We start from the raw sequence: 25,418 nt of genomic DNA, 5'->3' as shown, positions 1-25,418 counted from the left end.
GGGCGTATGGCGACGGTAGAGAAAATGCCGATGCTGGCGGAAGGCTATGAAACGCTGACTGCCGAACTCAAGCGGTTGAAGATCGAGCGTCCGACCATCGTCGACGCCATCGAGGAAGCGCGCGCGCATGGCGACCTGTCCGAAAATGCCGAATATCATGCCGCCAAGGAGCGTCAGGGGCAGATCGAGGCATCGATCGGCGACATCGAAGACAAGCTGAGCCGCGCGCAGATCATCGATCCCAAGGATCTGTCGGGCGACAAGATCGTGTTCGGTGCGACGGTGACGTTGCTCGACGAGGACGACAAGCCGATCAAGTACCAGATCGTCGGTCAGACCGAGGCCGACGCCAAGACCGGCCGCATCTCGTACAACTCGCCGCTTGGCCGCGCGCTGATCGGGCGCAAGGTCGATGACGAGGTCGAGGTCACGGTACCGTCGGGCGATCGCTACTACGTGGTGTCGAAGATCGAGTTCATCTGATCGCGATGCGGTCGCTGCGCGCGCCGGTCACGCTTGCGCTGGCGGGCGGCATCGCGGCGGCATCGCTGCTGTTGTTCTGGCTGGCACGGCTGGACTGGGCTGCGTTCGCGGGCGGTTTCATTTCGATACGGGTGGCGGGGACGCCGCCGTACATGCTCACCGACGGCACACTGCCGGTATGGCTGACGCCGCTCAGCGCGACGCTGATCCACGGCAGCGTGTTGCACTTGGGGTCGAACCTGCTGATGCTGGTCTTTGCCGGCAACGCAATCGAGCGCCCGATCGGGCCGCGTGGTATCATGATCCTGTATGTCGTCGGCGCCTATGCGGCGGCGGCGGCGCATTGGCTGGTCGATCCGGGAAGCCATTCGCCGCTGATCGGGGCAAGCGGCGCGGTATCGGCGCTCATCGGCGCATATTCATTACTGTTCGCTAAGAGCCGCACCAAGGCGATCGGACCGTTTTCGGCCGGGTTCCTGCATGCGATTTGGCTTATCGTCGCATGGGCGGCGATCAACATCATCCTGCAACTCGTCACCAGCGGATCGGGCATGCCGATCGCGGGCGTTGCACATATCGGCGGTTTCATCGCCGGCATCCTGCTCGCGCGACCGCTGCTCGCGGCGCATTGGCGCACCGCCTGACCTTCACCCTTCCAATGGTGGTTCGAGCAGTCGGTGAAGGTGGACGACGACATACTTCATCTCGGCGTCATCGACGGTGCGCTGGGCCGCGCCGCGCCAGGCCTTTTCGGCGCTGGCATAGTCGGGAAACAGCCCGACGATGTCGAGCGAGGCGAGGTCGGTGAAATCGAGCGTCCGCGGATCGGCCACGCGGCCGCCAAAGACGAGGTGCAGCTTGCTCACTGGTAACTCCCGGGGATCATGAAACGCCCCAGCCGCATAGCGGCCGGGGCGCGTTTCTCAACCCCATCGGGGTCGGCAATCAGGCCTTGGCCGTGGCCTTGGCAGAATCCTTCGCCGCTGCCGCCACGGTTTCCAGGAACGACGAGGCTTTCGCTTTAGCCATGTCCTTGTCCGGCGCCAGAGCGCCGAGTTCGTCGCGACCCGCGTCGCGCGCTGCCCGCGCGGCAGCGGCTGCGCTCTCGGTGATGCGCTTGCCCAGCGGCGCGAGATGCTGCCGCTCGATCGACGTCTTGGGGAGCAAAGCGCCCAGCGCAGCGCCGACCGCGATGCCGCCGACCAACGCGACGACCGGATTATTCTCGATCGCTTCGGCGGTTTTGGTCGCAGCGTCGCGCGCGCCGTCGCGAGTGACCTCAGCGGCATGAGTCGCGGTATCGCGGGTCTTGTCGACCGCCTGGGCAGCGCTGTTGCGCGTCTTGTCGAGGATCGAGCCGCGGCGGTCTCGATCATTGGCGGCGGTCCGGTCGCTGGCGTTGCTCATCACATTTCCTTTCCTGGGGCGCATGGCCCGATCGAGTGGATAACCGTCCAAGGCCTACCCGGTTTCATTTTCCTCGAGGGCTCGCCGACGCCTGATGCGACGGCGGGCAATGAACGCGAGGAGAAGCGAGATGCCCGCTACCGCCATCGCCGGACGCCGCCGGACCTCGTCTGCCGCATCGCCCGCCACCGCGACCGCCTTGTCGCGGACACCCTCGACGGCGTCCTGCGCCATCGAGCGCGGATTCAGGCGCCTGCCGACCGTAGCGGCCGTTTCGCGCAGCCGCATCCGAGCTGCATCGCGCTGCATGCGGGCTTCCGTCGGCGTCATGACGGCGGTCCCGGGTCGGACTTGCGCGCGGCGTGCCGCATCCTGTCGATGCCGATCTTGCCAAGGAGCGCGGTGATAAGCCCAGCGCCAAACACGACGACCGTCGTCGCCCCGGCTGCACCGATCGCCGGCGTCAGCATCAGCACCAGTCCCACCAGCATCGTCGTAAGCGTAGCCAGACCGAGAAACGTTGCCGCGGCGAGAAGGCCGACGCCATGGGCGGCGTCGCCGGTCCGTTCGCGCGCAATCGCCTGCACATAGGCCATCTCGGCACGGCCGTAGTCCTTCGCCTCGGCCACCAGCCGCGTGACGAGCGTTGCTACTCCCTCGTCCGCGTCGGGACCCGGCGCTTGCATTCCCCCTGAAACGTTCACGATCAAACGCGCGGCGGAGTATTCTCGGACGCGTCGGCGACGCCATCGATCCCGGCCTTGACCACCCGGGCGATCACGAAGCCGAGCGCAGCGGCGGTGCCGATTGCGACCATCGGACTGTTGCGCACGAATTCCCGAGCGTCGGCGACCAAATCGTCGACATCCTTCTTGTCGAGCGTATCGGCAAAGCCTGAGACATACCCTGCCGCCGACCGGGCATAATTCCCGTACTGCGATCCCAGACGCTCATCGACCGTGCCGGCCGCATCGGTCATCATCCGCGCGAACTCGCCGAGCGCTCCCGTCGCCTTGGCCTTGCCGTCCCCGGCGAAGGATCGCGCCTTGTCCGCCGCCTGCGTCTGCAACTTGGCGGCTTCCTGCTTGATCGTGTCCTTGGCACTGCGCTTGCCCGCCAGGGTTTCGTCCGTGGCAGCAGCCTCAAGCGTGTCGGACGGCTTGAACGCGACGTCGCTGTCGGTTGCCGGAGTGAAGGCGACGGTCGCATCCGTCGGCGTCGTGGAATTGGTCTCGTCGGCCATGATCTGCCCTTTCTAGCTTCGCCTCGAACAACACAGGCGACCGGGGCAGGTTCCATCGTCCACCGTCAATTGCCCCGCGGCGTCGAAGCCGGTAGAGGCGCCGCCAACCACCGATCGCGCCGCAGTGCCACCATAAGGAGATCGTTTCGTGACCGCAATCATCGACATCCATGCTCGTCAGATCCTCGACAGCCGGGGCAATCCTACGGTCGAGGTGGATGTGCTGCTCGACGACGGCAGTTTCGGCCGCGCTGCGGTGCCGTCGGGGGCCTCGACCGGCAAGCACGAGGCGGTCGAGAAGCGCGATGGCGACACGGATCGCTGGATGGGCAAGGGTGTGCAGAGCGGGGTCGATGCGGTCAATTCGGACATTGCCGAGGCGGTGCTGGGCATCGATGCCGAGGATCAGGCCGAAGTCGACCAGGCGATGATCGAACTCGACGGCACGGCCAACAAGTCGCGGCTCGGCGCGAACGCGATCCTGGGCGTCAGCCTGGCTGTGGCAAAGGCCGCGTCGGAAGCGCGCGGGCTGCCGCTCTATCGCTACGTCGGCGGCGTCGCGGCGCACCTGTTGCCGGTGCCGATGATGAACATCATCAATGGCGGAGAACACGCCGACAACCCGATCGATTTCCAGGAATTCATGGTGATGCCGATCGGCGCCGACAGCATCGCGGAAGCGGTGCGGTGCGGATCGGAGATCTTCCACACGCTGAAGAAGGCGCTGTCGGCCAAGGGCTTTTCGACCTCGGTCGGCGACGAGGGCGGTTTCGCGCCCGCGCTGGCATCAACGGCCGACGCGCTCGACTTCATCATGCAGTCGATCGAGGCGGCGGGCTATCGCCCGGGTGAGGACGTGATGCTGGCGCTCGACTGCGCGGCGACCGAGTTCTTCAAGAACGGCAAGTACGAGATGGTGGGCGAGGGGATTTCGCTGACGCCGGAGGAAATGGCTGCGTATCTCGCCGACCTCGCCAAGCGCTACCCGATCCTGTCGATCGAGGACGGCATGGCGGAGGATGATTTCGATGGCTGGAAGGCGCTGACCGACCTGTGCGGCGATCGCGTCCAGATCGTCGGAGACGATTTGTTCGTCACCAATCCGGAACGGCTGGCGATGGGCATTGAAAAGGGACTGGCCAATTCGCTGCTGGTCAAGGTCAACCAGATCGGCACGCTTACGGAGACGCTGGAAGCGGTCAGCCTGGCGCAGCGTTCGGGCTATACCGCGGTCATGTCGCACCGTTCGGGCGAGACCGAGGATGCGACGATCGCCGACCTCGCGGTCGCGACCAATTGCGGGCAGATCAAGACCGGGTCGCTGGCGCGGTCGGACCGGCTCGCAAAGTACAACCAGTTGATCCGGATCGAGGAGGAACTGGGCGATACCGCGCGGTACGCGGGGACCAGTGTGCTGCGGCGGTGACGCCTAGGCGGCGCGGAAGGCGCCGTCCTCGTCCATGACGTGCAACTCGCCGCCGGCGATGGAAAACCATGCGCCGTGGATCGTCAGGCGGCGATCCGCCTCGCGCTTTTGAACGCACGGGAAGGTGCGCAGGTTGGCGATCGAGACGCGTACCGTTTCGTGCTCCATCCGGCGCACCGCTTCCGCCCCGTCGCCATGCTCGGCGACGATGCGTTCTCGCGCGTCGTCGAGCAGGTCGATCCAATGCGCGATGAACCCACCGCGGCCGGGCTCCGCGCCCTTGAACTTCTGCGACAGGGCGGCCGATACACCACCGCAGCTGCCGTGACCGAGCACCACGATCTCCTCGACCTCGAGCTGGGTCACCGCGAACTCAAGTGCAGCGGAGACGCCATGTCGGCCGCCGTCGAGTTCGATTGGCGGAACGAGGTTGGCGACGTTGCGCACGACGAAAATCTCGCCCGGGCGCGTGTCGAAAATCTCCGCGGGTTCGACCCGGCTGTCTGAACACGCGATCACCATTACCCTCGGCGCCTGGCCCGCGGCAAGTTCCTCCCAGCGCGCGCGTTCGCGCTGATAGCCTTCGCTGCGGAAACGGCGATAGCCGCCGACGAGATCGCTGAAATATGGGGTCATGCCGCCGCTTTTCGCACCGCTTCGAAGGGGTGGCAACCCTGGCCGCGGATCGCTATCTGGCGGGGATGAACGATGTGACCACGCTCGCCAATCCGCCCCAGCCTGCGTCCGCGCGCCTGCGCAAGCCGGACTGGATTCGGGTGAAGGCGCCGACCAGCGCCGGCTTTGCCGAGACCAAGCGGCTGATGCGCGAAAAGAGCCTGACGACGGTGTGCGAGGAGGCTGCCTGCCCGAATATCGGGGAATGCTGGACCAAGAAGCACGCCACGGTGATGATCCTAGGCGATACCTGCACACGGGCATGTGCGTTCTGCAACGTCAAGACCGGCATGCCGCGCGCCGTCGATGCCGCCGAGCCGCAGCACGTCGCCGAAGTGGCGGTGCAGATGGGATTGAAGCATATCGTCATCACATCGGTGGATCGCGACGATCTGCCCGACGGCGGCGCCCGGCAATTCGTGCGCGTGATCGAGGCGATCCGCGCCGCGGCACCCGCGACAACGATCGAGATCCTCACTCCTGATTTCCGCAACAAGGCCGATGCGGCGATCGACATGATCGTCGCCGCGCGGCCGGACGTCTACAACCACAATCTCGAAACCGTTCCGCGCCTTTATCCGACCATCCGCCCCGGTGCGCGCTATTACGCGTCGCTGCGGCTGCTCGAGGGTGTCAAGAAGCGCGATCCGTCGATCTTCACCAAATCGGGGATCATGCTTGGGCTGGGAGAACAGCGGCTCGAGGTGCATCAAGTGATGGACGATATGCGGTCCGCCGATATCGATTTTCTGACAATGGGCCAGTATCTCCAGCCCACTCCGCGCCATGCGCGGGTCGAGGATTTCGTAACGCCGCAGGCGTTCGATTCCTTTGCGGCGATCGCGCGTGCCAAGGGGTTCCTGTTGGTAGCTTCGTCGCCGCTGACGCGATCGAGCTATCACGCCGGCGATGATTTCGAGCGGTTGCGCGCCAATCGCGAGGCGAAGCTGGCCGCGGCGCGCTGACCATGCCCAAGCATAGCGAGACGCGGCAATTGCCCTACAGCCCCGAACAGATGTTCGACATGGTCGCCGACGTTGCGCGCTATGCCGAGTTTTTGCCGTGGGTGACGGCGATCCGAGTGCGCTCGAACAGCGATACCGAAATGGTCGCCGATATGATCGTCGGCTTCAAGGGGTTGCGCGAGACCTTCACGTCGAAGGTCCAGAAGCAGCGGCCGGACCATATTCGCGTCGACTACATCGACGGGCCGCTCAAATATCTTCACAATGACTGGACGTTCCGCCCCGACGGCAAGGGCGGCTGCCTCGTCGATTTCCGCGTCGACTTCGCCTTCAAGAGCCGGGTTTTTGAAATGCTGGCGGGGCAGGTGTTCGACCGCGCACTGCGCAAGATGATTGGCGCCTTCGAAGAGCGCGCTGCGGTGCTCTACGCCTCCTCGTCCGAGGCAGGCGCTCCCGGCATCAGCAATTCGAGCGCGCACAGCGCCGCCTGAAGCCGGATTGCGCCGCGCCCTTCGACGTCGAAATGGCGCGAATCGGCGACCACGTCGCGGGGATCGGCGCCTTTTTCCGCCCGCGCGAATACCACGGTCCCGACCGGCTTCTTTTCCGATCCGCCGTCGGGACCCGCGATACCGGTGATCGCCACCGCGACGTCCGCGCCGGTCTTGGCAAGTACCCCTTGCGCCATCTGCCACGCACACGCCACCGACACCGATCCGAAGGTTTCGAGGACGTCGCTGCCGACTCCGATCAGCTTCTGCTTGGCGGCATTGGAATAGGTGACGAAGCCGACCTCGAACACGTCGGACGATCCCGGAATCTCGGTAATCGCGGCGGCGACAAGCCCTCCGGTGCAGCTCTCGGCCAGTGCGATGCGGCGCCCGGCGGTGCGGTTGGCATCGACGACGCGCCGCGCGGCGGCCACGAGCTCGGCGGGGAGGGTGGTATCCATATGACTATCCTGTGGGAGAGGCCGAGCGCGGTGCGTCGAGCGGGCAGAGCGGCAATTGCATCGCCCGCGCATCGCCTGCACGCCGCTCGCGATCGGCGAGTTGCGCGAAGGTCACGAGTAGAGCGGCGGTGTTGCGTGCGGGCAGGGGGTCCATCTGAGCAAGAATGCGATCGACGACCGGGCAGTCCGCAGGCTTGATCGCCCCGCTCACCAGCGGCGCGACGATCGTCGACACCATCGTCCCGGCGAATTGCGAATCGAGCATCTGGCCGGCGTCCGGGCCGACGATCTTGAGCAATGCCGCCTTCGCACCGGGCCAGGCAGCGCTGCTCTCGGCACGATATTTGGCTGTGAGGCGAGCGTTGCCGGTGCGCAGAAACGCATTCGCCGGCAATCTGGGACCGCACAGCGCGGTGGTCGTCCGGATCAGGTCGGGCGCGACATAGAGGAACAGCGCCTCCGCCTCGCGCTGGGTGACGCACTGGCCGGTCTGCGCTTCGGCGATTGGCGCGGCAATACACGCGGCAATCGCGGCGGCCGTGCCCAGCAATTTCGAACGGGTCATGATACGCATCCCCTTTTCATGGTTAGAACGGCGCCGGCAGAGTGATCGTCGCGATCGCCTGTGCAGCGATCCCTTCGCCGCGACCGGTGAAGCCCAGGCGTTCGGTCGTCGTCGCCTTGATACTGACGCGATGAGCGTCGAGCCGCAACAATTCGGCGATCCGCGCCTGCATCGACGCGCGATGCGGACCGACCTTGGGCATTTCGCACATCAGCGTCAGGTCGATGAAGCTGATGCGCCCGCCTTCCGCCTCGACCAGCGATGCGGCATGCTGGAGGAACCGCGCGGAATCAGCGCCCTTCCATTGCGGATCGCTCGGCGGGAAATGCGTGCCGATGTCGCCCGCGGCGATGGTTCCGAGCAGCGCGTCGGTGATCGCATGGAGCGCGACGTCGGCATCGCTATGCCCCGACAGGCCCTTGTCGTGTGGAACCAGCACGCCGCCCAGCCATAATTCCTCGCCGGCCTCGAGACGGTGGACGTCGAATCCTGCGGCGCTGCGGGTTTCGCGCGGAACCAGCCGCTCGGCGCGATCGAAATCGGCGGGAAAGGTGATCTTGTCGAGCGCCGGATCGCCGGTAATCAGAGCGACCTGTCCGCCGGCCGCGCGCACCACCTGCGCGTCGTCGGTAGCTTCGGCATCATGGGGCCAGGCGCGGTGCGCCGCAAGCAGCGTCGCGAAGTCGAATGCCTGCGGCGTCTGCACGCGGACCAGGCCATCGCGTGGCCTGACCTCGCCCAACTGATCCCCGCCCTGCGCCAGCGTATCAGCCAATGGCAGCACCGGAACCGCGCCCGGCGCGCCGTCCAGAGCAGCGAGCAGCGCTTCGATGATACGAGCCGGAACGAACGGCCGCGCCGCGTCGTGCACCAGCACCCGATCGGCACCGCCCTCCCGCGCGATCGCCTCAAGCCCGGCGCGCACCGAGTCGCGCCGCGTCGCAGCGCCCGGGACGAACACGGCGCCCGGGGCAGCAGATTCGGCAGCGCTGCGCTGTCCTTCGCCGTGGACGACGACCACCTGGCGGATCGCCGGATGGTTCGAAAGCGCGGCATGGCTCCACGCCAGCATCGGCCGCCCGGCCACGGGCGCGAATTGCTTGGGGGTGGATGAGCCCGAGCGCGTACCGGTGCCGGCGGCGACGATCAGCGCGACGATGCGGGGAGCAACCATTGCCTGCGCCTAGCGCAGAGGAGCGCCGCCCGCCAGCCTTGCACCGCGGCATCGTCTGGCGTAGACGCTGCCTGTTTTTCAGGCAGGCCGATGCGAATGCTAGCTCCTATCCAGATCGGACCCGTCCGGATCGACCAGCCGGTGCTGCTCGCGCCGATGACCGGCGTGACTGACTTGCCGTTCCGAAAGGTCGTGCGTCGCTATGGCTCGGGACTCAATGTCACCGAGATGGTGGCGAGCCAGGCCGCGATCCGAGAGACGCGCCAGTCGATCCAGAAAGCGGCATGGGATCCGATCGAGGAACCGGTGTCGATGCAGCTGGTCGGCTGCACCCCATATGAAATGGGCGAAGCGGCCAAGCTGAGTGAGGATCGCGGCGCAGCGATCATCGACATCAACATGGGCTGCCCGGTGCGCAAGGTCACCAATGGCGACGCCGGATCGGCGTTGATGCGCGATCTCGACCTGGCCGGGCAGTTGATCGATGCCACGGTGCGCGCGGTGTCGGTGCCGGTTACGGTGAAGATGCGGATGGGCTGGGACCATGCCAGCCTCAACGCGCCCGAGCTTGCCCGCATTGCCGAGCAGCTCGGCGCCAAGATGGTCACCGTCCACGGTCGCACGCGCAATCAGATGTACAAGGGCAGCGCCGACTGGGCCTTCGTGCGCAGCGTCAAGGATGCTGTGTCGATCCCGGTCGTCGTCAATGGTGACATCAATTCGATCGAGGACGCCGAAGCGGCGCTCGCGCAGTCGGGTGCGGATGGGCTGATGATCGGTCGCGGTTCCTATGGTCGGCCGTGGCTGTTGGGACAGGTGATGGCGTGGCTGGCGACGGGGCGCCGCCTCGCCGATCCATCGCTGAACGAACAATATTGCCTGATCGCAGAGCATTATGATGCGATGCTGAGCCATTATGGCAAGGAAACCGGCGTCAATATGGCGCGCAAGCATATCGGCTGGTACACGCGCGGCCTGCATGGTTCGGCGGAATTCCGCAACAAGATCAACCAGATCGCCGATGCCGGGGTGGTCCAGGCGATGCTTGCCGAATTCTACGCCCCGTGGCGCAATCGCGCGGCGGCGTGACCCAGCCCGGCGTCCCGTCGTCGGCGACAGTGCTGGCGGCGCTGCCGGTCGCGGTGCTGCTGATCGATGAAGTCGGCAGCGTCGCCCGCGCCAACGCCGCTGCGGAACTGCTGCTCAACCTGTCGGAACGCTCGATGCTCGGGATCGATCTGGCGCGCATTTTCGATCTTCCCGCCGACTATCTGGAGCGCCGGGACGGGCATGGCTTTGCCGCTTTCGATATCGAAGTCGCAACGGCGCGGGGGCAGCGGCTGCGCATCGACCTGATCGAAACGCTGCTGGTCGATCACCCCGGATGGCGGATCCTGGCGATGCACGATGCCCCTACGACGCGGCGGCGCGCGCAGAGTGGCGAGCGATCGAGCGGCGCGCGCGCTGCGATCGGTGCCGCCGCTATGCTGGCGCACGAGATAAAGAATCCGTTGTCGGGCATCCGCGGCGCGGCGCAGCTGCTCGAGACCGGCGGTAGCGGCGACCGGGAGCTGACGCGGCTCATCACCACCGAGGTCGATCGCATCGCCGCACTGATCGATCGCATGCAGGATTTCACCGATACCCGGCCGCTGCGCGCGGAAACCGCGAATATCTATCCGCTGCTCGACCATGCCCGCCGGGTCGCACGTGCTGGTTTCGCGCGCGACATCCCGATCGAGGATCGCTTCGACCCGTCCTTGCCCCCGGTGCTGGTCGATCGCGACGCGTTCCTGCAGGTGATGCTCAACCTACTCAAAAATGCGGCCGAGGCATTGCGCGATGTCCCCGCCGCACGGATCACGCTGGCAACCGCGTATCGCCACGGCATGTCGGTGCGCCCGGCGCCCGGACGGCCGAAGCTGCCGCTGCCGATCGAGATTCTGGTGATCGACAACGGTCCCGGTGCACCCCCAGATATCGCCGAGCATTTGTTCGAACCGTTCGTATCGAGCAAGCCTGACGGGCAGGGGCTCGGGCTGCCGCTGGTCGACAAGCTGGTCGGAGACATGGGCGGCATCATCCAATATGCCCGCGAGGGTGAGCCGCAGGCGACCGTGCTGCGATTGCTGCTACCAAGAGGGGATGCATGACGGCGATTGGCACGATTCTGGTTGTCGACGACGATGCCGCGATCCGCACCGTGGTGGCGCAGTCGCTGCGCCGCATTGGCCACCGTGTGATGCTGGCGGCGACGCTCGGCGCGGCGCAGATCGAACTGGCGAGCGCACTGCCCGACGTATTGATCACCGATGTCGTGCTCCCTGATGGCGACGGGCTCGACCATGTCGCACAGCTCCTGCGCGACCATCCGCGGCTGCCCGTGATCGTACTGTCGGCGCAGAACACGCTGTCCACGGCAGTTCGCGCGACCGAGGCGGGAGCGTTCGAATATCTGCCCAAGCCGTTCGACCTCGACGTGCTCGCCTCCACAGTCCAAGGCGCGCTGCGTCGCGGCCAGCGCCGCCAGGCCGAACCGCTTGGCGAAGAAGACAAGGGGATGCCGCTGATCGGGCGATCGCCGGCGATGCAGGATGTCTATCGCGTCATCGCCCGCGTCGTATCGAACGATCTCACCGTTCTGGTCTCGGGCGAGTCGGGCACCGGCAAGGAGCTGGTTGCGCGCGCGATCCACGAACTCGGCCCCCGCCGCCACGCGCCGTTCGTCGCGCTCAACATGGCGGCGATCCCGCGCGAGCTGATCGAGGCCGAATTGTTCGGCCATGAGCGCGGCGCGTTCACCGGCGCGGCGGCGCGCGTTGCGGGCAAGTTCGAGCAGGCGGCGGGAGGCACCTTGTTTCTCGACGAGATCGGCGACATGCCGATGGATGCGCAGACACGCCTGTTGCGCGTGCTCCAGTCGGGGGAATTCACGACGGTGGGAGGTGCGCGCACGATCCGCGCCGACGTCCGCATCGTCGCCGCGACCAACAAGGACCTGACCGGGCTGGTGCAGCAGGGGCAGTTCCGCGAAGACCTGTTCTACCGCCTCAACGTCGTGCCCATCGCACTGCCTGCGCTGCGCGAACGGCGTCAGGACGTCGCGCTGCTGGCCCGCCATTTCCTCGACCGCGCAGTCGAGGACGGGCTGCCGCGCAAGTCGATCGACCGCGAGGGAGTGGCAGTGCTCGAAGGGCATGACTGGCCGGGCAATGTCCGCGAGCTGGAAAATCTCATGCGGCGCCTTGCCGCGCTCGGCCGCGACGAGTGGATCACCGCTGGCGAACTGCGCGCGACGCTGGGGGGCGCAGCGCCCTCTGCAACCATCGGCGACGAGGATCTGGCTGCTGCGGTACTCGGGCGGCTCAACCGGCTGGCGCGCGAGCATCCGGCGGGGCTCGATGACGGCACCCTGCACGCCCGGATCATCGGCGAAGTCGAGCGGCCGTTGATCGAAGCCACACTTGCCCGCTTCCAGGGCAACCAGCTGCGCGCCGCCCGCGCACTCGGCATCAATCGCAATACCTTGCGCAAGCGGCTCGATACGCTCGGTATTGGCGCCCCGGCGGCGCGACAGGGCGAAAGCGACTGACGACGGCCCGCCGCCCAAGCGCACGATTATGTGTTTTCGAGGTCACGGTTTCTGTTGTATCGCGGCAACGATGGATGCCGTCACCGAGCCGATCGACGAACCCATGACCCGGCGCCGCTGGCTTGCCGCCACGCCGGCCATCGAATTGGCGGTCGTGGCCGGGGGCATCGCGATCGCCGCGGCAACCTATTTTACCATCGCCGGTGTGGGCGGCGAGGCCGCAGCGGAGCCGAGGCGGCTGCTCAATCCGCCACTCGTCGCCCTGTTGCTGGTCGCCAATCTGGTGCCGTGGATGGCGTTGCTCGTGCTGATCGGGCGGCGCGTGGCGCACCAACGCGCCGAGCGGTCACCCGTCGGCGGCGGCGGCAAGCTGCACGTCCGGCTGGTCGCGATCTTCTCGGTCCTTGCGAGCGTGCCGATGCTGCTGGTGACGATCTTTGCGTCGCTGCTGTTCCAATATGGCGTCGAGTTCTGGCTCTCCGACCGCGCACGGGGGATGCTCGAGAATGCCAATGCGCTGGCGCAGGAATCGTACCAGCAACTGCTCAGTTTTGTGGAGAACGAGACGCTGGCCATGGCTGGAGACTTGTCCGCCGCGATGAAGCAGGTGGAAACCGACAATCCTGAGTTTGGAGCGTATTTCGGCCAGCAGGTATATTATCGAAACTTGTCGGAAGGAATCGTGTTTTCAGTCACGCCTTCAGGCGAGATCATGGCCCTGGCGCTGGTCGACCCATATGAGCGCGAATTGGCCAACGAGATCGGGCGAGACGTGATCCGCCGACTCAACGCCGGTGAGACAAGCGTGACCGACACCGCTGGTGATCGCTCGCGGTCGGTTACCAGAATACCCGGCACCGATCTCTATCTGTACGCCGCTCGCGTATACAATCTCGACCAGATCAGTGCCCAGACCCGCCGCGCACGCTCGGTGCTCGAGGATTACAGGGCGCTGGTCGGGCGATCGCGCTCGCTGCAACTGCAGTTCAACGCTGCGCTGATGGTGATGTCGCTGCTGATGGTCGGGCTTGCCGTCTTCGTCGCGCTCGCCGTCGCCGATCGTCTCGTCCGCCCGGTCGGCGATCTGGTCGATGCCGCGCGGCGGATCACCGGGGGCGACCTTACCGCGCGGGTGCCCGCACCGACGTCTAACGACGAGGTCGGCACGCTCGCCAACGCGTTCAATGACATGACCGGGCGCTTGCAGGAGCAGACCGGCGCGCTCGTTACCGCCAATGCCCAGCTCGAAAGCCGCAGCGCACTGATCGAGGCGGTGATGTCGGGGGTTTCGGCGGGGGTGATCTCGATCGGTCCCAACCGCACCGTTCGGCTGATCAACAGTTCGGCGATCGGACTGCTGAGAGCGGGGGGGGGCAGTCCGGTCGGGCGTCCGCTGCGCGACGTGGCGCCAGAGCTCGACGACCTGCTCGGCGGCGACGCGCGCGAGGCGATCGTCCAACTCAATGCCGGCGGCGAGGCCAAGACGCTGGCGGTGAAGATCACGCGCGATGCCGGCGGGCAGATCCTGACCTTCGACGACATCACGCAGCAATTGCTCGATCAGCGCCGCGCCGCCTGGTCCGATGTCGCGCGCCGCATCGCGCATGAGATCAAGAACCCGTTGACCCCCATCCAGCTTGCCGCCGAACGTCTCCAGCGTCGCTATGGCAAGACCATCGATCCGCAGGACGGCACTTTCGCCAGGCTGACCGACACGATCGTCCGCCAGGTCGGCGACCTGCGGCGGATGGTCGATGAATTCTCGTCGTTCGCGCGCATGCCCAAGCCGGTGTTCAGGCCCGAATCGATCGTCGATATCGTCCGCCAGTCGGTATTCCTTCACGAAGTCGCGCATCCCGAGATCGACTTTTCGGTTGAGGTCGCAGAGGGAGTGCCGCCGCTGGTATGCGACCGCCGTCAGCTGGGGCAGGCGGTGACCAATATCGTCAAGAACGCCGTCGAGGCGGTCGAGGCGCGCGGTGCCGATGCGCCGCGCGGGCTGGTCGCGACCTCAATCGCGCTCAGGGACGATGGCTGCGTCGCAGTCGCGATCACCGATAACGGTGTGGGACTGCCGATCGAGCGCGACCGCATCGTCGAGCCGTATATGACGACGCGCAGCCGCGGCACGGGGCTCGGCCTCGCCATCGTCAAGAAAATTGTCGAGGAGCATTTCGGCTCGATCGGCTTCGCCGACCGGGCCGGCGGCGGCACCGTCGTGACCATCGCGCTCGATCCGGGCAATCTTGAACTTCACGCGCTCAACGCGTCGGCAAGTGCCGACACCGCTGCTTCGGACGGCGGCCTGACCATGCTGACTCGCAATCGGAACGGATGAAATGACCCTCGATATCCTGGTAGTCGACGACGAGCGCGATATTCGCGAGCTGGTGGCAGGCGTGCTCGAGGACGAGGGGTATGAGACGCGCGATGCTGCGGATAGCGATTCCGCGCTTGAAGCGATCGCGACGCGGCGCCCGTCGCTGGTGCTGCTCGACGTGTGGTTGCAGGGGTCGAAGCTGGACGGGCTCGAGCTGCTCGAGGAGATCAAGCGCCGCGACCCCTCGATCCCGGTGCTGGTGATTTCAGGGCACGGCAATCTCGACACCGCGGTTGCCGCGATCCGTCGCGGTGCTTCCGACTTCATCGAAAAACCCTTCGAAGCCGAGCGCTTGCTCTTCCTGGTTCAAAGAGCGACCGAGACCGAACGGCTCAAACGCGAAGTCGCGTCGTTGCGCGCCTCGGCGGGTCGCGACAATGACCTGACCGGCAGTTCCGGGGCAATCAACACCGTTCGTGCCACGCTCAAGCGGGTCGCGGCGACGGGCAGTCGCGTGCTGATTTCGGGCGGGGCGGGGGTCGGCAAGGAAGTGGCCGCGCGCTTGCTGCATGGCTGGAGCCAGCGCGCGAACGCCCCGTTCATGATCGTCAGCGCGGCGCGAATGACGCCCGAGCGCGTCGAGGAAGAGCTGTTCGGGGTGGAGGAGGGCGGCGACCTCGTCCGGCCGGGGCTGCTCGAGCAGGCGCATGGCGGAACCCTGTTCCTCGACGAGATCGCGGATATGCCGGTTGCTACGCAAGGCAGGATCCTGCGCGTGCTGACCGACCAGAGTTTCAGCAGGGTCGGTGGGCAGCGCATCGTCAAGGTCGATGTCCGCGTGGTGTCCGCGACGGCGCGCGACTTGATGGAAGAGATTGCCGAAGGGCGGTTCCGCGAGGACCTGTATTACCGGCTCAACGTGGTCCCTGTAGTGATTCCGCCGCTGACCGACCGCCGCGAGGATATTCCACCGCTGGTTGAGCATTTCGTCGCGCACTACGCTTCCGAACGCCGCGTGCCGACGCCCGAGGTCGCTCCCGATGCGATGGTCGCGCTGCAAAGCTATGAATGGCCGGGGAATGTGCGCCAACTGCGCAATGTCGTCGAGCGGACGGTGATCCTGGCGCCGGGCAATCGCATTGGCCGCATCGACCTCGACCTGCTGCCGCCCGACGTGCTCGGCCGCAGCGAAGGCGATGGCGGCGGAACCAGCGCGATCATGGGCGCGCCGCTGCGCGAGGCTCGCGAATCGTTCGAACGCGAATATCTGCGCGTTCAGATCCGCCGCTTTTCGGGCAACATTTCCCGCACCGCCAGCTTCATCGGCATGGAACGCTCGGCGCTGCATCGCAAGTTGAAGCTGCTCGGCATCACCGAGGTGCGCGGCGACGAGTGAGACCGGTTTATTTCCGGCGCTCGCGTCCCTAGATTACGGATGTCCGGGCCGTGGTGGCGCGGCGATCCGACGCCGCGGAACGGCGCGTCGCGGGCAATTCCCGCCAAGAACAAGAGGCTGAACACATGGCCGACAAGCAGACCTCGCTCCAGGACCAGTTTCTGAACGCGCTGCGCCGATCGAAGACCCCGGTGACGATGTTCCTGGTCAAGGGCGTCAAGCTGCAGGGCATCGTGACGTGGTTCGACAATTTCTCGGTGCTGCTGCGGCGCGACGGACAGTCACAGCTGATCTACAAGCACGCCATCTCGACGATCATGCCGGCAGGCCCGATCGAGCTTGAGCCGATCATCGCATCGCTCGAAACGAACGTCTCCAAGTCGCCGGGATTACAGGAAATATTCCTGAGTGCCGTCCGCCGCCAGCATGAGAATGTGACCATGTTTCTGGTCAACGGTGTGATGTTGCAGGGGCAGATCGCGGCGTTCGACCTGTTCTGCATGCTGCTTCAGCGCGATGGCATGTCGCAGCTGGTTTACAAACATGCGGTGTCGACGGTGCAGCCGGCCAACCCGCTCAACCTGGCCGAGGAACAGGCCGGGATGGAAGCCGATTGAGCGCCGGGTTCGAGCGTGACGCCGACGAGTTTGCCCGCGGCGCGTCGGCGCTGATCGTCCTGCCCGACCAGGGCGGCAACATCCGCGATAACGAGGCAAGGCTTTCTGAAACCGCAGGGTTGGCCGAGGCGATTGGCGTGACCGTTGTCGACAGAGTCGCGCTGCGCGTGCGGGCGCCGCGGGCGGCGACGCTGATCGGCGGCGGTCAGGTCGAGGCGCTTGCCGAACTGGTTCGCGACAAGGACCTGCAGCTCGCCGTGTTCGACGCCGCGCTATCGCCGATCCAGCAGCGCAATCTCGAAACCACGCTCAAATGCAAGGTGATCGACCGGACCGGGTTGATCCTCGAGATTTTCGGCGAACGTGCTCGCACCGCCGAGGGGCGGCTGCAGGTCGAACTCGCCCATCTCGATTATCAGGCGGGGCGTCTGGTGCGCAGCTGGACCCATCTCGAGCGCCAGCGCGGCGGATTCGGCTTTCTGGGCGGTCCCGGCGAAACGCAGATCGAGGCGGATCGTCGCTTGATCCGCGATCGCATGGCGCGGCTGCGGCGCGAACTTGACCAGGTCAGCCGCACGCGCAGCCTCCACCGCGATCGCCGCCAACGCGCGCCGTGGCCGGTGATTGCGCTGGTCGGCTATACCAACGCTGGCAAGTCCACGCTCTTCAACCGCATCACCGGTGCCGACGTCATGGCGGAAGACCTGTTGTTCGCCACGCTCGATCCGACGCTTCGCCAGATCGCGCTGCCGGGCATCGACAAGGCGATGCTGTCCGACACGGTCGGGTTCGTGTCCGAGCTGCCGACCCAGCTGGTCGCCGCGTTCAAGGCGACGCTGGAAGAGGTGGTGTCGGCGGACCTGCTGATCCACGTCCGCGACGTTGCGCATCCCGACAGCGACGCGCAGCGCAGCGATGTCGAAAAGGTGCTCGAGGACATCGGTGTCGCCGAAACAACGCCGCGGTTCGAGGTCTGGAACAAGCTCGACCTGCTCGACGATGAGCGCAGGGCTACGGCGCTGGCCGATGCCGACGCGCGCGACGATGTGGTGGCATTATCGGCGCTGACCGGGGAAGGGCTCGATACGCTGGTCGCAAAGGTCGCCGCCAGGCTGACCGCCGCACATCGTCGATATCGCATCACCCTCGACGCAGGCGACGGGGCGGGGGCGGCGTGGTTGCACCAGCATGGTGAAGTGATCGAGCAGACCATTGAGGGCGAAGCGGCGGTGTATGAAGTACGGATGGCGCCCGCCGATCATGCGCGCTTTCTGCAGCGCTGAGCCTATTCTGCGCGCTTGACGGCGTCCCACAGCGCTTCCTTATCATCGAGCGACAGGCTGCCGAATTCGGCACCGGCCCTGGCTTCCATGCCGCGGAAGCGACGTTCGAACTTGGTATTGGCCGAGCGCAGCGCCGCTTCCGCATCGACGCCGAGATGCCGGGCCCAATTTGTAACGGCGAACAGCAGGTCGCCGATCTCACCTTCGACCTCGGATGGGTCAGCCGCCTCGACTTCGGCAAGTTCCTCGTCGATCTTGGCACGTGGACCGGCAGCGTCGGGCCAGTCGAACCCGACGCGCGCAGCACGCTTTTGCAGCTTTTCGGCACGAAGCAGGGCGGGCAAGCCGATCGCAACGCCATCCAGCGCGCCAGTCACCGCCTTGGCCTCGCGTTCGTCGGCCTTGATTTGTTCCCAGTCGAAAGAGGAGGGGGCAGCCGCGCTCGATGCGAAGATATGTGGGTGGCGACGTTCCATCTTGTCGCAGATCGCCGCGACGACATCGGACAGCGCAAACGCTCCGGCTTCCTCGGCGATGCGACTGTGGAACACGACCTGAAGCAGCAGGTCGCCAAGCTCGTCCTTAAGGTCGCTCAGATCGCCGCGCGCGATCGCGTCCGCGACCTCATAGGCTTCCTCGATGGTATATGGCGCGATCATCGCGAATGTCTGCTCACGATCCCATTCACATCCATGCTCGGGGTCGCGCAGCCGCGCCATGATCGAGACGAGGCGGTCGATCACGGCGCCCTCCACAACGGTCCGTCAGCCAGTTCGATAATATACATTATGTTAAATCGCAGACGGGTTTGGCGGTGGCGGCACGAGGATCAACGTGCCTCCCTCGACTCGCCAGCTCGCCAGTCGCGACAGGAAGTTCATCCCCAAAACATTGACGTCCCCGAATGCCGGCGACACGACGACACCAAGATCGTGCGTCGTAATCGCACCCAGGGTCACGCGATCGACATTGCCCCGCTTGGCAGCGATCGTGCCATTGGCGGTGGTCAGCATTACCGGAAACCGACTGTCGTCGGTGTCGATCTCGGCATTGGCGGCAGTCTCGGCCGAGATCGCGGTGATCGTGGCGCCGCTGTCGACCATCATCCGCAGCGGCGTGCCGTCGAGCGTGACCGACGCGTAGAAATGTCCGTCTGGTGCCTGGCGGATGCGGACGGTCTCGCCGTCGGTGGTCTGTTCGGCCAGGCCCATCCGTTCAGTCGCAGCGATGAACGCGCTTTCGATCTCATAGCGGTGGACGACGGCAACCCAAGCTATCGCAGCTACCGCCGCCCAGCCCAGAAACGAGCGGACCAGCATGCCGAACGATACCCGGCGCGCCGTCAGCGCACTGACCACCAGCACCAGCGCACCGATGCCCCATAGCAGGTTGATCGTCTGATCGTCGTTCACAGCGCGATCTCCAACCCGTCATATCCCGGCTCGACATGAGGCGGGAGACGCGCCGCAAGGGTCGCATAGTCCATCGAATTGTCCATGTGGATCAGCACCGCCCTGCCGACCCGCAAAGACTCGATCCAGCCCAGTGTCGCCGACAGATGCGGGTGGCTCGGGTGCGGCTGCTCTCGCAAGGAATCGACAATCCAGACATCAGCTCCTTCATACAGTTTGTGCATGATAGGCGTCAAAATGTTGAAATCCGTTGAATATACGATTGAGCTATCGGCATGATCGAAACGCAGCCCCGCCGAGGTTATCGTGCCATGCGGTTGATCGACGCAGCGGATGCGAATGTCACCGATCGTCAGCTCGTCTTCAAGCACGTCGATGGTCGCGGTCGGCCGATAGCCTTCCGCCCCGGCGAACACATAGCCGAAGCGCTGGCGCAGCGCGTGCATGGTGGTCGCCCGGGCAAGCCCGCGCACCGGCCTCCCGCCATTGTGAAACAGCTGGCGGACATCGTCGATGCCATGCGTGTGATCGGCGTGGTCGTGCGTCCAGATGATGGCATCGACTGTCGCGACCTTGGCGTCGTTTAGCTGGGCGCGCAGATCGGGGCCGGTGTCGATCAGGATCCGGGTGCTTTCGGTTTCGATCAGTGCCGATACGCGTGTGCGCCGGTTACGCGGTTCCGTGGGATCGCACGCCCCCCAGTCATTGCCGATGCGCGGCACGCCCGACGATGTGCCGCAGCCCAGGATACGAACCCTCATCGCATCGTTTTCGCGAACAATCTGTGAAAGTTGTCGGCGGTCGCTTGCGCCAGTTCTTCACTATCCTCGCTGCGCAGCTCAGCCAGGAACGTGCAGGTGTCGGCGACGAACGCCGGCTCGCCGGGCTTTCCGCGGTGCGGCACCGGCGCAAGGAACGGCGCGTCGGTCTCGATCAACAGCCGGTCGATCGGTACCCGCTTCGCCGTTGCCTGCAGTTCGCGGGCATTCTTGAAAGTGACGATGCCCGAGATCGAGATGAAAAAGCCCAGTTCCAGCGCCACGTCGGCAAAGGCATCGCTGGCGGTGAAGCAATGGATCACGCCGGGAAACGCCCCCTTCCCCAGTTCTTCGCGCAGGATCGCCGCGGTATCCTCTTCGGCATCGCGGGTGTGGACGACGATCGGCAGGCCGGTTTCGCGACATGCGGCGCAGTGCGCGCGAAAACTTGCTTGCTGGCGTTGGCGGTCGCTGCGGTCGTAATGATAGTCGAGCCCGCTTTCGCCGATACCGACCACGCGCGGATGGGCGGCGGCGGCGACGAGCCGTGCGGTATCGACATGTGCGTGTTGGTCGGCGTCATGCGGATGCACGCCGATCGTCGCCCAGACGTCCGGCTCCCGCTCGGCGACCGCGATCACATCGGCCCATTCGCCCTCGCGTGTTGCGATGTTGAGCATCGCGGTCACGCCCCGCGCCCGTGCCCGCGCCAGCACCGCATCCTGCTGCTCGGCGAGTCCCTTGTAGTTGAGGTGACAATGGCTGTCGGCAAGCATTCAGGCGGCCTCCTCGTCATCCTCGGGCACTTCGAGCCGCGGGAAGATCGGCGTCGGTGCGGAAATGCGAAAGCCTGACGCGCTTTTGTTCGCATACCAGTCATGGTGGCTCAGCGCCGAGTGGCCGCGATCGTCGATCTCGAGCAGGTCGAGGATCTTCGCGGCAGAGTCGGGCACGACGGGCAGGATGACGATCGCCAGATCATGGATGGCGCGGACCAGCGTCCCCAGCACCGCATGCATCCGGTCCGGATCGGTCTTGCGCAACGCCCACGGCGCCTGGACATCGATATATTGATTGCATGCCGCGACGCCGCGCATCCAGGCCTCGCATCCCTGGGTCAGGGCGAGATCGCCGAATGCAGTCCGAAACTCCTCGCTCGCCAAGGCTACCGCTTCCAGCAGCGCAGCGTCCGCAGGCTCCGAACGTCCGGCTCTCGGGAGCGCCCCTTCGAGATTCTTGGCGATGAACGACAAGGTGCGCTGGGCGAGATTGCCGAAGCTGTTGGCCAGATCGGCGTTGGCGCGCGTGGCGATCGCCTTGGGCGAATAGCTGCCGTCCTGCCCGAAGCTGATGTCGCGCAGCAGGAAATAGCGCAGCGCATCGACGCCGAATGCCGCCGCCAGATCGAGCGGATCGACGACATTGCCGACCGATTTCGACATCTTGGCCCCGCGATTGAGCACGAAGCCGTGGCCGTAGACCTGCTTCGGCGGCGCCAGCTGAGCCGACATCAGGAATGCGGGCCAATAGACGGCATGGAAGCGGACGATATCCTTGCCGATCAGATGCACGTCGGCGGGCCAATATTTGGCAAAGTCGCCGGCACGATCGGGGTAGCCGAGGCCGGTGATGTAGTTGGTCAGCGCATCGACCCATACGTACATCACGTGTCCGTCGCTGCCCGGCACCGGTACGCCCCAATCGAAGCTGGTGCGCGACACCGACAGGTCGGTCAGGCCGCCCTCGACGAAGCGCAACACCTCGTTGCGGCGGCTTTCCGGGCGGATGAAGTCCGGATTGGCGGCATAGAAATCAAGCAGGGGCTGCTGATAGTTCGACAGGCGAAAGAACCATGTTTCCTCGGCAGTCCATTCCACCGGTGTGCCTTGCGGCGACAGGCGGGCATCGCCCTCTCCTGTCAGTTCCTTTTCCTCGTAAAAGGCTTCGTCACGCACCGAGTACCAGCCCTCGTAGCGATCGAGATACAGGTCGCCGGCATCGGCCATCGCCTGCCAGATCGCTTCGCTGGCCCGATAATGCGCAGGCTCGACCGTGCGAATGAAGCGATCGCACGAGATATTCAGCCTTTCGACCAGGTCGCTGAAATATCGAGACATTTCGTCGGCGAGGGCCCGCACTGCGACGCCGCGTTCGCGGGCAGTCTTGACCATCTTGAGACCGTGTTCGTCGGTACCTGTCTGGAATCGCACATCGCGCCCGGCCTGACGCTGGAAGCGGGCGATCGCGTCGGCGGCGATCATTTCATAGGCATGGCCGATATGCGGCCGGCCATTGGGATAATGGATCGCGGTGGTGATGTAATAGGGTTCGGCCATGTCGGGGCTCTAGGCGATCTTTCCGACCGAATACATCCCCGTCAACGCGCCAGCGAAGCGACGTGGCCGACCATCTGGAACACCGTGGTCGCGGGATCGAGCGTCAGTCCGATCGATGCGCTGCCCAGTTCCCGCGTCGCCGCCTGGGTATCGATCGCCGCGACCAGGGCGTCGCCGGTCCGGTCGCACGCCTGCGCGGCAACGAAGCTGGGTACCCGGGCGAGAAATGCCTCATATCGGGGCTGCGCCGCCTTGCCCGACAGCGCTTTTGCCAGCCTAGTGCGGATCGCATTGTCGGGATCGCCGCCGGTCGCCGCAGCCTCGAGGTCGCGCTCGAGCGAGGCCATGTCGAGGCCGGCAAATCCCAAAGCGCGTCCCGGCGACCCATTTCCGGCGCGGACCACGGCCCTGGTTTCGGCATCGCTCGCCTCGGGCAACGCGGCACGCACCACCTGTTCGACCTGTTCGTTCGCCAGCGGCTCGAACCGCAATGTCCGGCATCGCGAGCGGATCGTCGGCAACAGCCTGCCGGGCGCATGACTGATCAGCAGGAAGACCGTTCCCTCGGGCGGCTCCTCCAGCATCTTGAGCAGCGCATTCGATGCGCCGGGCCGCTCGACATCGTCGATCGCGTCGATCAGCACGACGCGGCGGTGTGACAGCGACGGCTTGGTCGCGAACAACGGTGCCAAGCTGCGGACCTGCGCGATCGGAATGCTGCGCGCGATGTCCTGGTCGGGCTTGTCCGGATCCTTGGGCTGGCGCTGGAGGATGCGAAAGTCCGGATGGGAGCCCGCCTCGACCAGCGAGCGGATACGATGCTGCGGCGGAATGTCGACATCAGGCGCCAGCAACGGATCGGCCGCCTGCGCCAGCAGCCGCAACGCGGTTGCACGCGCAAGCGTCGCCTTGCCCACCCCCTCCGGCCCGGCGAACAGCCACGCATGATGCAGCTTCGGGCTCGCCAGGGCTGCGCGCAGTTCCGCCTGTGCTGCGGCGTTGCCGATAATCGACGTCATGGCAGCAGGTCGGCCAGCGCGGCGATCAGACGATCGGTTACCGTCTCGGGAGTGCCGGTCGCATCGATGACCCGCACCCGTTCGGGTTCGGCTGCGGCGATCCCATGAAAGGTCGTCCGCACCGCGTCGTGAAAATTGGAACCGCGCGCCGCGAACCGGTCGGCGACCCCGGCGTCACGGCCGATCGCGCGGACCGTGCCGTCCGCAACGGGCAGATCGAGCAGCAAGGTGCGATCGGGCAGCAGGCCTTTCGCCCCGAACCCGTGCAGCGCCAGGATTGCGGCATCGTCGATCCCCTGCGCACCCTGATAGGCACGCGTGCTGTCGACATAGCGATCGCACAAGACCCAGCGTCCCGTGCCCAGGGCCGGGCGGATCGTGCGTTCGACATGATCGGCGCGCGCGGCCGCGAACAGCAGCGTCTCGGCATGTGGACTCCACCGTGCCACATCACCTTGCATCAGCAGCGAGCGGATCGCTTCCGCCCCGTCGCTGCCGCCAGGTTCCCGCGTGACGAGCACGTCGATCCCGCGCGCCTCCAGCGCACCGGCAAGCCGGCGCAGCTGAGTCGATTTGCCAACCCCCTCCCCCCCTTCAAGCGAGAGGAAGATGCCAGTCACGCGAAGAAGGACATCAGTCCAGCCCATACCCGGCCGAAGAAGCCGGCTTCCTCGACCGCGGTTTCGGCGACCAGCGGCAGCCGCTGATCGTCCATCCCGGGCGAGGAAATCACCAGATCGGCGACATGCGCCCCGGCAGCGATCGGAGCCTTGATCGGTCCCTGATACACCACGCGAGCGGTCAACGTGTCCGACATGCCGGCAGGGACGGTCACGGTCAGGTCCTTGGGCGCCACCAAGCCGACCTCACCTTCGCTGCCAAGCTGTACGTCGGCGGTTTCGACGCGCTTGCCCTTGGCCACCACGGGACGGGCGCGCCAGGCGCCGAAGCCCCATTCCATCAGCCGCACCGATTCGGCGATCCGCTGGTTCGAGCTGGTGAGGCCGGCGATGACCATCACGAGGCGCCGACCGTTCTGTTCGGCCGATCCTGTGAAGCCATAGCCGGCTTCCTCGGTATGGCCGGTCTTGAGCCCATCGGCGCCCGATACGCGGCCGAGCAGCGGATCGCGATTGGCCTGGGTGATCGGATTGCCCGCTCCCAGCGTCTCGCCCCAGGTGAAGCTCTCGCGCGAATAGAACTTCTTGTAGAGCTGCGGATGATCCTCGATCGTCGCCGCTGCCAGATGAGCCAGATCGCGCGCGGTGACATAGGTACGGCCTTCGTCGGGCCAGCCGTTCGAATTGCCGAACCGGCTGTTGGTGAGCCCCAGCGCCTTGCCGCGCTGATTCATCAGTTCGACAAACGCTTCCTCGGTCCCGGCGATGCCTTCCGCCAGGACGACGCAGGCGTCATTGCCCGACAGCACGATGATGCCGTTGAGCAGATTCTCGACGCTGACTTCCTCGTTGGGCGACAGGAACATCGTCGAACCCGCCTCGGGACCGTGCCATTGGCGCCAGGTCTCGGGGCGCACGCGGATCATCTGGTCCAGCTTGAGCTCGCCCTTGCGGATCAGATCGAACGCGACATAGGCGGTCATCATCTTTGCCATCGACGCCGGCGGCATGCGGCGATCGGCATCCTTGGCGTACAGAACCGCGCCCGACGACAGGTCCTGGATGAACGCGACCGGCGCTGGCGTGGTGAAGGTCGGGCCGGCGGCAGTAGTGGGGGCAGCGATGGCAATCGCGATCAGGGCGCCGAACGTCAGCTTCTTCATGGAATGCGATAC

General features: G+C 65.7%; 29 protein-coding genes. 12 read left to right on the top strand and 17 right to left on the bottom strand.

What is annotated here, in order from left to right:
* Positions 1 to 6 precede the first annotated feature (6 nt).
* Both greA and FHY50_RS04690 read left to right on the top strand, forming a co-directional pair.
* Positions 7 to 483, top strand: a complete 477-nt coding sequence (gene greA / locus FHY50_RS04695; protein ID WP_140047346.1) for a transcription elongation factor GreA — start codon at positions 7 to 9, stop codon at positions 481 to 483.
* A gap of 5 nt (positions 484 to 488) precedes the next feature.
* The gene (locus FHY50_RS04690; protein ID WP_140047344.1) at positions 489 to 1,127 is read left to right on the top strand and encodes a rhomboid family intramembrane serine protease; all 639 of its coding nucleotides are present in this window, start codon (positions 489 to 491) and stop codon (positions 1,125 to 1,127) included.
* 3 nt (positions 1,128 to 1,130) lie between these two features.
* Here the strand turns inward: FHY50_RS04690 and FHY50_RS04685 are convergent, their stop codons facing one another.
* The 5 genes from FHY50_RS04685 to FHY50_RS04665 all read right to left on the bottom strand — a co-directional run bounded on the left by FHY50_RS04685 (position 1,131) and on the right by FHY50_RS04665 (position 3,133).
* Entirely contained in the window at positions 1,131 to 1,349 is a 219-nt protein-coding gene (locus FHY50_RS04685; protein WP_140047342.1) for a DUF4170 domain-containing protein, read from the bottom strand.
* Positions 1,350 to 1,428: 79 nt separating this feature from the next.
* Positions 1,429 to 1,890 carry a hypothetical protein gene (locus FHY50_RS04680; protein ID WP_140047340.1) on the bottom strand — a complete coding sequence of 154 codons (462 nt, stop codon included), beginning with the start codon at positions 1,888 to 1,890 and terminating at the stop codon, positions 1,429 to 1,431.
* A 54-nt stretch (positions 1,891 to 1,944) separates the two neighbouring features.
* Positions 1,945 to 2,220 carry a hypothetical protein gene (locus tag FHY50_RS04675; RefSeq protein WP_140047338.1) on the bottom strand — a complete coding sequence of 92 codons (276 nt, stop codon included), beginning with the start codon at positions 2,218 to 2,220 and terminating at the stop codon, positions 1,945 to 1,947.
* Positions 2,217 to 2,576, bottom strand: coding sequence for a phage holin family protein (locus FHY50_RS04670; protein WP_140047336.1), 360 nt, complete (start codon positions 2,574 to 2,576; stop codon positions 2,217 to 2,219). Before FHY50_RS04670 ends, FHY50_RS04675 begins: the two co-directional genes overlap by 4 nt.
* 20 nt (positions 2,577 to 2,596) lie before the next feature.
* Entirely contained in the window at positions 2,597 to 3,133 is a 537-nt protein-coding gene (locus FHY50_RS04665; RefSeq protein ID WP_140047334.1) for a hypothetical protein, read from the bottom strand.
* Positions 3,134 to 3,281: 148 nt separating this feature from the next.
* On the opposite strand from FHY50_RS04665, the gene eno reads away from it, so the two are divergent.
* On the top strand, positions 3,282 to 4,559 hold the full coding sequence (eno, locus tag FHY50_RS04660) for a phosphopyruvate hydratase (RefSeq protein WP_140047332.1): 1,278 nt from the start codon (positions 3,282 to 3,284) through the stop codon (positions 4,557 to 4,559).
* Between the two features lie 3 nt (positions 4,560 to 4,562).
* Here the strand turns inward: eno and FHY50_RS04655 are convergent, their stop codons facing one another.
* Positions 4,563 to 5,195, bottom strand: a complete 633-nt coding sequence (locus FHY50_RS04655; protein WP_140047330.1) for a carbonic anhydrase — start codon at positions 5,193 to 5,195, stop codon at positions 4,563 to 4,565.
* A 65-nt stretch (positions 5,196 to 5,260) separates the two neighbouring features.
* On the opposite strand from FHY50_RS04655, the gene lipA reads away from it, so the two are divergent.
* Together lipA and FHY50_RS04645 are read left to right on the top strand one after the other, a co-directional pair.
* A complete protein-coding gene (gene lipA / locus FHY50_RS04650; protein WP_140231040.1) occupies positions 5,261 to 6,199 on the top strand; it encodes a lipoyl synthase in 939 nt (312 codons plus the stop codon).
* A gap of 2 nt (positions 6,200 to 6,201) precedes the next feature.
* Positions 6,202 to 6,690, top strand: coding sequence for a type II toxin-antitoxin system RatA family toxin (locus FHY50_RS04645; RefSeq protein WP_140047329.1), 489 nt, complete (start codon positions 6,202 to 6,204; stop codon positions 6,688 to 6,690).
* Here the strand turns inward: FHY50_RS04645 and FHY50_RS04640 are convergent.
* From FHY50_RS04640 to FHY50_RS04630, 3 genes are read right to left on the bottom strand one after another with little or no spacing between them, the layout of a single operon-like run.
* Positions 6,624 to 7,151, bottom strand: a complete 528-nt coding sequence (locus tag FHY50_RS04640) for a CinA family protein (protein ID WP_140047327.1) — start codon at positions 7,149 to 7,151, stop codon at positions 6,624 to 6,626. The genes FHY50_RS04645 and FHY50_RS04640 overlap by 67 nt on opposite strands.
* Before the next feature lie 4 nt (positions 7,152 to 7,155).
* Positions 7,156 to 7,716, bottom strand: a complete 561-nt coding sequence (locus tag FHY50_RS04635) for a hypothetical protein (RefSeq protein WP_140047325.1) — start codon at positions 7,714 to 7,716, stop codon at positions 7,156 to 7,158.
* A 22-nt stretch (positions 7,717 to 7,738) separates the two neighbouring features.
* On the bottom strand, positions 7,739 to 8,890 hold the full coding sequence (locus FHY50_RS04630) for a bifunctional 2-C-methyl-D-erythritol 4-phosphate cytidylyltransferase/2-C-methyl-D-erythritol 2,4-cyclodiphosphate synthase (protein ID WP_140047323.1): 1,152 nt from the start codon (positions 8,888 to 8,890) through the stop codon (positions 7,739 to 7,741).
* Between the two features lie 90 nt (positions 8,891 to 8,980).
* On the opposite strand from FHY50_RS04630, the gene dusB reads away from it, so the two are divergent.
* The 7 genes from dusB to hflX all read left to right on the top strand — a co-directional run bounded on the left by dusB (position 8,981) and on the right by hflX (position 18,098).
* Positions 8,981 to 9,979 carry a tRNA dihydrouridine synthase DusB gene (gene dusB / locus FHY50_RS04625; protein ID WP_140047321.1) on the top strand — a complete coding sequence of 333 codons (999 nt, stop codon included), beginning with the start codon at positions 8,981 to 8,983 and terminating at the stop codon, positions 9,977 to 9,979.
* Complete coding sequence (locus FHY50_RS04620; protein WP_343751167.1) at positions 9,955 to 11,043, top strand: two-component system sensor histidine kinase NtrB; 1,089 nt, start codon at positions 9,955 to 9,957, stop codon at positions 11,041 to 11,043. Before dusB ends, FHY50_RS04620 begins: the two co-directional genes overlap by 25 nt.
* Positions 11,040 to 12,482: a nitrogen regulation protein NR(I) gene (gene ntrC / locus FHY50_RS04615; protein ID WP_140047319.1), complete on the top strand. Its 1,443-nt coding sequence runs from the start codon at positions 11,040 to 11,042 to the stop codon at positions 12,480 to 12,482. The genes FHY50_RS04620 and ntrC overlap by 4 nt, the downstream gene beginning before the upstream one ends.
* Before the next feature lie 70 nt (positions 12,483 to 12,552).
* A complete protein-coding gene (locus FHY50_RS04610; protein WP_140047317.1) occupies positions 12,553 to 14,820 on the top strand; it encodes a sensor histidine kinase in 2,268 nt (755 codons plus the stop codon).
* 1 nt (position 14,821) lies between these two features.
* On the top strand, positions 14,822 to 16,198 hold the full coding sequence (gene ntrX / locus FHY50_RS04605) for a nitrogen assimilation response regulator NtrX (RefSeq protein WP_140047316.1): 1,377 nt from the start codon (positions 14,822 to 14,824) through the stop codon (positions 16,196 to 16,198).
* A gap of 50 nt (positions 16,199 to 16,248) precedes the next feature.
* Positions 16,249 to 16,815, top strand: coding sequence for an RNA chaperone Hfq (gene hfq, locus FHY50_RS04600; RefSeq protein WP_337250265.1), 567 nt, complete (start codon positions 16,249 to 16,251; stop codon positions 16,813 to 16,815).
* Positions 16,812 to 18,098 carry a GTPase HflX gene (hflX, locus tag FHY50_RS04595; RefSeq protein WP_140047312.1) on the top strand — a complete coding sequence of 429 codons (1,287 nt, stop codon included), beginning with the start codon at positions 16,812 to 16,814 and terminating at the stop codon, positions 18,096 to 18,098. The genes hfq and hflX overlap by 4 nt, the downstream gene beginning before the upstream one ends.
* A gap of 2 nt (positions 18,099 to 18,100) precedes the next feature.
* Here the strand turns inward: hflX and mazG are convergent, their stop codons facing one another.
* The 8 genes from mazG to FHY50_RS04555 are packed head-to-tail and all read right to left on the bottom strand — an operon-like array spanning position 18,101 to position 25,406.
* Positions 18,101 to 18,841, bottom strand: coding sequence for a nucleoside triphosphate pyrophosphohydrolase (gene mazG, locus FHY50_RS04590; RefSeq protein ID WP_140047311.1), 741 nt, complete (start codon positions 18,839 to 18,841; stop codon positions 18,101 to 18,103).
* A gap of 48 nt (positions 18,842 to 18,889) precedes the next feature.
* Complete coding sequence (locus FHY50_RS04585) at positions 18,890 to 19,510, bottom strand: retropepsin-like aspartic protease family protein (RefSeq protein WP_244935294.1); 621 nt, start codon at positions 19,508 to 19,510, stop codon at positions 18,890 to 18,892.
* Complete coding sequence (locus FHY50_RS04580; RefSeq protein ID WP_140047309.1) at positions 19,507 to 20,271, bottom strand: MBL fold metallo-hydrolase; 765 nt, start codon at positions 20,269 to 20,271, stop codon at positions 19,507 to 19,509. The genes FHY50_RS04585 and FHY50_RS04580 overlap by 4 nt, the downstream gene beginning before the upstream one ends.
* Positions 20,268 to 21,044, bottom strand: a complete 777-nt coding sequence (locus FHY50_RS04575) for a TatD family hydrolase (protein ID WP_140047306.1) — start codon at positions 21,042 to 21,044, stop codon at positions 20,268 to 20,270. Before FHY50_RS04575 ends, FHY50_RS04580 begins: the two co-directional genes overlap by 4 nt.
* A complete protein-coding gene (gene metG / locus FHY50_RS04570) occupies positions 21,045 to 22,604 on the bottom strand; it encodes a methionine--tRNA ligase (protein ID WP_140047304.1) in 1,560 nt (519 codons plus the stop codon). It abuts the gene before it with no gap.
* A gap of 41 nt (positions 22,605 to 22,645) precedes the next feature.
* Entirely contained in the window at positions 22,646 to 23,623 is a 978-nt protein-coding gene (locus FHY50_RS04565) for an AAA family ATPase (protein WP_140047302.1), read from the bottom strand.
* On the bottom strand, positions 23,620 to 24,243 hold the full coding sequence (gene tmk / locus FHY50_RS04560; RefSeq protein ID WP_180345089.1) for a dTMP kinase: 624 nt from the start codon (positions 24,241 to 24,243) through the stop codon (positions 23,620 to 23,622). Before tmk ends, FHY50_RS04565 begins: the two co-directional genes overlap by 4 nt.
* A complete protein-coding gene (locus FHY50_RS04555; RefSeq protein ID WP_140047299.1) occupies positions 24,240 to 25,406 on the bottom strand; it encodes a D-alanyl-D-alanine carboxypeptidase family protein in 1,167 nt (388 codons plus the stop codon). Before FHY50_RS04555 ends, tmk begins: the two co-directional genes overlap by 4 nt.
* Positions 25,407 to 25,418: the final 12 nt, after the last annotated feature.

This window comes from Sphingomonas japonica (assembly GCF_006346325.1).
In the GTDB taxonomy this organism is placed as follows: Bacteria; Pseudomonadota; Alphaproteobacteria; order Sphingomonadales; family Sphingomonadaceae; genus Sphingomonas; species Sphingomonas japonica.
This window is presented reverse-complemented; position numbering and strand designations above follow the sequence as displayed.

Coding starts and splice junctions, on each gene's coding strand:
- greA (WP_140047346.1), top strand. CDS start 7: ATGGCGACGGTAGAGAAAATGCCGATGCTGGCGGAAGGCTATGAAACG.
- FHY50_RS04690 (WP_140047344.1), top strand. CDS start 489: ATGCGGTCGCTGCGCGCGCCGGTCACGCTTGCGCTGGCGGGCGGCATC.
- FHY50_RS04680 (WP_140047340.1), bottom strand. CDS start 1,890: ATGAGCAACGCCAGCGACCGGACCGCCGCCAATGATCGAGACCGCCGC.
- FHY50_RS04675 (WP_140047338.1), bottom strand. CDS start 2,220: ATGACGCCGACGGAAGCCCGCATGCAGCGCGATGCAGCTCGGATGCGG.
- FHY50_RS04670 (WP_140047336.1), bottom strand. CDS start 2,576: ATGCAAGCGCCGGGTCCCGACGCGGACGAGGGAGTAGCAACGCTCGTC.
- FHY50_RS04665 (WP_140047334.1), bottom strand. CDS start 3,133: ATGGCCGACGAGACCAATTCCACGACGCCGACGGATGCGACCGTCGCC.
- FHY50_RS04655 (WP_140047330.1), bottom strand. CDS start 5,195: ATGACCCCATATTTCAGCGATCTCGTCGGCGGCTATCGCCGTTTCCGC.
- lipA (WP_140231040.1), top strand. CDS start 5,261: ATGAACGATGTGACCACGCTCGCCAATCCGCCCCAGCCTGCGTCCGCG.
- FHY50_RS04645 (WP_140047329.1), top strand. CDS start 6,202: ATGCCCAAGCATAGCGAGACGCGGCAATTGCCCTACAGCCCCGAACAG.
- FHY50_RS04640 (WP_140047327.1), bottom strand. CDS start 7,151: ATGGATACCACCCTCCCCGCCGAGCTCGTGGCCGCCGCGCGGCGCGTC.
- FHY50_RS04635 (WP_140047325.1), bottom strand. CDS start 7,716: ATGACCCGTTCGAAATTGCTGGGCACGGCCGCCGCGATTGCCGCGTGT.
- FHY50_RS04630 (WP_140047323.1), bottom strand. CDS start 8,890: ATGGTTGCTCCCCGCATCGTCGCGCTGATCGTCGCCGCCGGCACCGGT.
- dusB (WP_140047321.1), top strand. CDS start 8,981: ATGCGAATGCTAGCTCCTATCCAGATCGGACCCGTCCGGATCGACCAG.
- ntrC (WP_140047319.1), top strand. CDS start 11,040: ATGACGGCGATTGGCACGATTCTGGTTGTCGACGACGATGCCGCGATC.
- FHY50_RS04610 (WP_140047317.1), top strand. CDS start 12,553: ATGGATGCCGTCACCGAGCCGATCGACGAACCCATGACCCGGCGCCGC.
- ntrX (WP_140047316.1), top strand. CDS start 14,822: ATGACCCTCGATATCCTGGTAGTCGACGACGAGCGCGATATTCGCGAG.
- FHY50_RS04580 (WP_140047309.1), bottom strand. CDS start 20,271: ATGAGGGTTCGTATCCTGGGCTGCGGCACATCGTCGGGCGTGCCGCGC.
- FHY50_RS04575 (WP_140047306.1), bottom strand. CDS start 21,044: ATGCTTGCCGACAGCCATTGTCACCTCAACTACAAGGGACTCGCCGAG.
- metG (WP_140047304.1), bottom strand. CDS start 22,604: ATGGCCGAACCCTATTACATCACCACCGCGATCCATTATCCCAATGGC.
- FHY50_RS04565 (WP_140047302.1), bottom strand. CDS start 23,623: ATGACGTCGATTATCGGCAACGCCGCAGCACAGGCGGAACTGCGCGCA.
- FHY50_RS04555 (WP_140047299.1), bottom strand. CDS start 25,406: ATGAAGAAGCTGACGTTCGGCGCCCTGATCGCGATTGCCATCGCTGCC.